General features: G+C 39.0%; 3 protein-coding genes. 2 read left to right on the forward strand and 1 reads right to left on the reverse strand.

Translation table 11 applies throughout. The features are described 5' to 3' along the window. Positions 1-77 precede the first annotated feature (77 nt). Positions 78-254, forward strand: coding sequence for a hypothetical protein (locus tag BBROOKSOX_RS09575; protein ID WP_218973725.1), 177 nt, complete (start codon positions 78-80; stop codon positions 252-254). A 260-nt stretch (positions 255-514) separates the two neighbouring features. Next, on the forward strand, positions 515-2,872 hold the full coding sequence (locus BBROOKSOX_RS09580; protein ID WP_139661431.1) for a galactose-binding domain-containing protein: 2,358 nt from the start codon (positions 515-517) through the stop codon (positions 2,870-2,872). Between the two features lie 128 nt (positions 2,873-3,000). Here the strand turns inward: BBROOKSOX_RS09580 and BBROOKSOX_RS09585 are convergent, their stop codons facing one another. Further along, positions 3,001-3,153 carry a hypothetical protein gene (locus tag BBROOKSOX_RS09585; protein WP_180323966.1) on the reverse strand — a complete coding sequence of 51 codons (153 nt, stop codon included), beginning with the start codon at positions 3,151-3,153 and terminating at the stop codon, positions 3,001-3,003. Positions 3,154-3,574 lie beyond the last annotated feature (421 nt).

The raw sequence follows: 3,574 nt of genomic DNA on the forward strand, positions 1-3,574 counted from the left end.
ACCCACTTTTCACCCACTTGGCGATTTTTTAAACCCAGCCTTAGCCCTGCTAGGACAAGGTTTAAAGAAATCACCAATTGGGCAAAAATTGGATTTTGCTAATCATCCCTATTTATGCAAAGGTCTCCCAAGATGTCTTGCTTTACCTAAATCATAATGAAGTTTTAACAATCCAAAGGTTTTCTCAACAATATAACGAATGGATGAACGCTGTTTGTTTTCTTGTTTTTGTTGGATGTTTTTTCAAGGCATGATTGGTTTTTTAGCGTTGTTTTAGATGAGTATTATTTTGCTATACAGGAGGTTTGTGATTTTTTTTAGTCGATTTATGCAAAGGTCTCAACAGTTCATACAAATCCCTAAAACTCTGACTATGAAAATTAAGAAAATATGTCAGCAAATAAGTTTTGGATTATGAGTGGCTCTATTTTTGGATTTTTAGGGCACATAAAGAACTTTGACAAAATTGTTTTTAAATGCTATAGTAAATTTTTTAATCATTATTTTTTTAAAAATGAAAAACACAACAAATACACTAAACAAACTTACTAAACTCCTTGCAGTTGCCATCATTTCAGTCTCTTTGAATGCTTTTAGTGTTACAATCAGCACTAATTATGTTAGTGCTACTGCTGGAACTGCTATTACACCTGTTACCATCACTAATACAGGTGATGCTGCTTTTTATTACTCAATTTCTCCTGCTATCTCCAATGGCTTATCCTTTAATGCAAGAAATGGAACCATCTCTGGAACGCCAATTTTTACATCTGATCCAGTGACTTATGTTATAACAACTTATGTTGTAACAGCAACTGGTTTATTTATTAAGGACACTGCAACTGTTGTTATTGCTGTTGGTGTCGGTGATATTAATTTGGCCTTTGGAAAACATGCCACACAATCCAGCACACATCTATACCGCTCTATCGTTCCTGTTGCTGGCTATGCAGTGGATGGTAACACTGATGGCCATTTCTTAAATAAGAGCACCACCTATACCGAATATGAACACGGCGCTTGGTGGCAGGTTGATCTAGGCAGCAAGAAAAACATCAATCAGATCATTATCTACAACCGTACTGATTGCTGTGCAGATAGACTAAGCAACTACCAAGTTAGTATTTCTGATAAAGCAGACTTCAGCACCCACATTTATCAACAAGACTTCCATGTTGCGCCTAATCCCAAAAAGACTATTAAATTAGACGCATCAGGTAAACAAGGTCGCTATGTTAGAATCCAGTTGCTTGATCAGAACTATCTGTCTCTAGCAGAAGTTCAGGTGATGGGTATTGATCCTTTGCGTTTTGCTAAGGTGGATTATTCTAGTACCCATAATGATTTTGATGGATCTTATAATGCGCCAAATTATGCCAATAAGACGGCCTTTGCCGCCGTTAAAAGCGACGGCTCAATCATAGCATGGGGTGGTCTACCTTCTGAAGGCATAGATCCAGATTCTGTAGGTAAAAACGCACCCACTGACAGTGGCTATACCGAGATTTATTCAAACGAATATGCATTTGCTGCTCTTAAAGCTGATGGCTCAATTACAACATGGGGTAGCCTAAACAATGGAGGCACAAACGCATCCAATGTACCCACTGACAAAGGCTATACCAAGATTTATTCAACTGTTAGTGCCTTTGCCGCCCTTGCACACGATGGCTCAATCAAAGTGTGGGGTAACTCAGATTATGGAGGTGCAAACGCACCTGCTGGCAGTGGCTATACCAAGATTTATTCAACTGTTGGTGCCTTTGCTGTCCTTAAGGCTGATGGCTCAATCAAGGCGTGGGGTGAATCAGATGCTGGAGGTGTTAATGCACCCGCCGACAAAGGCTATACCAAGATTTATTCAAATGAACATGCCTTTGCTGCTCTTAAAGCTGATGGCTCAATCAAGGCGTGGGGTGACCCATTTACTGGAGGCGAAAGCGCACCCGCCGACAAAGGCTATACCAAGATTTATTCAAATGAATTTGCCTTTGCTGCTCTTAAAGCCGATGGCTCAATCACAGTGTGGGGTAACTCATTTTCTGGAGGCACAAGCGCACCCACCGACAAAGGCTATACCAAGATTTATTCAAATGAGTATGCCTTTGCTGCTCTTAAAGCCGATGGCTCAATTACGACATGGGGTGACACAAAGAGTGGAGGTAAAAACGCACTCAACGCACCCACTGATAAAGACTATATCAAGGTTTATTCAACCCGTAGAGCCTTTGCTGCTCTTAAAGCTGATGGCTCAATTACGACATGGGGTGACATGGAGAATCCGTGGAGTAACATAGAAAATATACGCAAAAACATACCCACTGACAAAGGTTATATTGAGATTTATTCAAATGAATTTGCCTTTACTGCTGTTAGGCCCGATGGCTCAATCAGGACATGGGGTGACCCAAGTTATGGAGGCGCATATGCCTCTGGTGGTTACAATCTAGCGCTTGGAAAACCTGCCACACAATCCAGTATATATCCACACCGCATCCACGCTGTTGCTGGCTATGCAGTAGATGGCAACACTGATGGAGAATTCTTAAATAGTAGCACAACCCACACACAAAAAGAACAAGGTGCTTGGTGGCAGGTTGATCTAGGCAGTAAGAAAAGTATCGATCAAATCATTATCTACAACCGCACTGATTGCTGTGCAAATAGACTAAGCAACTACCAAGTTAGTATCTCTAATAAAGCAGACTTTAGCACCCACACCTATCAACAAGACTTTCATGTTGCGCCTAACCCCAAAAAGACCATTAAATTAGGCGCACCAAGTAAAAAAGGTCGCTATGTTAGAATCCAATTGCTTGACAAGAACTATCTGTCTCTAGCAGAAGTTCAGGTTATAGGCGTTGATCTTTAAATAAAGCAAACGCAGTAAAAGCGCTTCAGTTGCTGGTTACTTAGGTTGTGTGTGCTGGTGGTTAATCATTCAACGGGTGCGTCTGTAAATTGATGAAAATATATTTGATATTTTCAAAGCCGGAAAAATTACACCGAGACTTTTTCATAAGTAGGAATGATTAGCAAAATGACAAGTTTTGCCGAATTGGTGATTTTATGAAATATAGTCATAGCAAAGCTATGGCTGTGTTTTATAAAATTGTCAAGTTGGTGAAAAATGGCGTTTTGATGATTATTCATATTTATGCAAAGGTCTCTCTTTACTACTTATAAATTCAAATGCCTTTAGCACAATCACCAAATTTAAAACTTAGTATCTCAGACTTAAAACTTTATCTAAGAATTTATGACAGTATCATACAAACCACATAAAACTCTGACTATGAAAATTAATAAAATATGTCAACAGGCAAGTTTTGGGTTGTAAGTGATCTTATTTTTGGATTTTTTTTGGGGTGCATACATAACACCTTGACAAAAAAATTTTTAAGTGTTATAGTAAAATTTTTAATCATTATTCGAGACCTTTGCATAAATAGAGATGATTAGCAAAATCCAATTTTTGCCCACTTGGTGATTTCTTTAAACCTTGTCCTAGCAGGGCTAAGGCTGGGTTTAAAAAATCGCCAAGTGGGTGAAAAGTGGGTTTCTGATGATTGTT

This window comes from bacterium endosymbiont of Bathymodiolus sp. 5 South (genome assembly GCF_900128535.1).
GTDB lineage: Bacteria > Pseudomonadota > Gammaproteobacteria > PS1 > Pseudothioglobaceae > Thiodubiliella.